1 protein-coding gene is annotated in these 1,739 nt (G+C 55.0%); it reads left to right on the top strand.

Features of this window, described 5'->3' with window-relative positions:
- Positions 1-115: 115 nt before the first annotated feature.
- Positions 116-1,480 (top strand): IS1182 family transposase, encoded by a 1,365-nt coding sequence (locus QME66_13740; GenBank protein ID MDI6810006.1) that lies wholly within the window; start codon positions 116-118, stop codon positions 1,478-1,480.
- Positions 1,481-1,739: the final 259 nt, after the last annotated feature.

Here is a 1,739-nt window from a genome sequence, read left to right as displayed (position 1 = left end):
GCCGATCATCGGGCGGATAGACTGAGCCGCGTCAGTGACCTGCCAGGCCTTGGCCCCTAGGAGCCTGTTGCTCAGCCCGTTACACTTTGAGACCCGCATGATATGACGCGGCGTTATGAGCAATCACCGATTCAAAGAGTATAATCCTGATCAGTTGTTTCTCCTGCCTCAGGATATGAGGAGTTGGTTGCCGGGTGACCATCTTGCATGGTTCGTGAGCGATGTGGTGGACCGGCTCGATCTGTCTCAGCTTACCGGAGAATACCTTCACCTGGCCGGTGGGAGGCCGGGATTCCATCCGGTGATGATGGTCAAGCTTCTGGTGTATGCCTACTGTGTAGTGGTTCCCAGTTCTCGGCGGATCGAACGCAAGACTTATGAAGATGTTGCGTTTCGGGTATTGGCAGCAGGTTACCACCCTGACCACACTGCAATTGCCAAGTTCAGGAGCCGGCGCCTCGGTGCTCTTTCGGATTTCTTTGTGCACGTCTTGATGTTGGCCAAGCAGATGGGATTGGTCAAGCTCGGCCATGTGGCTCTCGACGGGACAAAGGTGAAGGCCAATGCCTCCAAGCACAAGGCGATGAGCTATGATCGGATGTCCCAACGCCTGGATGAGCTTCGCTCTGAGGTGGAGGAGCTTTTCAAAAGGGCCGAAGTGTCTGATGAAGCCGAGGACAAGAAATACGGCAAAGGCAGGCGTGGCGATGAGATTCCCAAGGAGCTCCGATTCAAACAGAGCCGGATACACAAGATAGAAGAAGCGAAAGCGGCGCTGGAAAAGCAGGCCCGAGAAGAGGAGGAAAAACCGGGCAAGCTCGATGATGACGGCAATCCTACCGGAGGGGGTGCTGGTCGTTCGGAGACTCAGCCGAGAACACCCAAACCGAAGCAGCAGCGGAACTTCACAGACCCCGAAAGCCGGATCATGCGCGATGGGGCTACCAAATCCTTTGAGCAAGCCTACAATGCCCAGGCCGGCGTTGACTGCGACTCGCAAATCATCATCAGCGCCGATGTTACGCAAGACGCCAACGACAAGCAACAGCTCGTTCCGATGGTTGAGCAGATAGAAGAGAATCTTGGCGAGATCCCCGACCGGGTTCTTGCCGACTCGGGCTATTTCAGCACCGACAATGTGGAATACGTGGACGGCAACTTCATGGAGCCCTTTATCTGCCGTGATCGGACCAAACATTCAGAAAAGCCCGAGCCTGCTCCGCGAGGACGAATCCCGAACGACATGAGCGCAGAGGACAGGATGTGCAGGAAGCTGAAAACCAAGGCAGGCAAGAAGACTTATTCCAAGAGAAAGGAGAGTGTCGAAGCCGTCTTCGGTCAAATCAAACAAGCCAGGGGATTCCGTCAGTTTCTCCTTCGGGGATTTGAGAAGGTAAGAGCCGAATGGCGGCTCATCTGCCTCGGGCACAACATCCTGAAGATGTGGAGGAGCGGGAAAAGCATGCCGGCTCTTGCGTAGAAGTGCACCCAAGGTGGGCAGATCAGGCTTTTTCGCACTCGCAGGCCAGTCCTTTTCCTCCACGACCGTCAACCTGAAACATCTCATGTCGATCTATGGCGCCAAACCCAACCGACCACCGACGGCCAACCTGTTCCCATGTGGGAGGTTGAGCAACAGGCTCCTAGAACGTTTCAAGTCTTATTCGCGAAAAAATGTGTAGCTTCTTCGGACAGGCGCGATCACTCTTTGGGAACAAACAGCAAAAAGGGGAGGGCAG

The organism is Candidatus Eisenbacteria bacterium (assembly GCA_030017955.1).
In the GTDB taxonomy this organism is placed as follows: Bacteria; Eisenbacteria; RBG-16-71-46; order JASEGR01; family JASEGR01; genus JASEGR01.
This window is presented reverse-complemented; position numbering and strand designations above follow the sequence as displayed.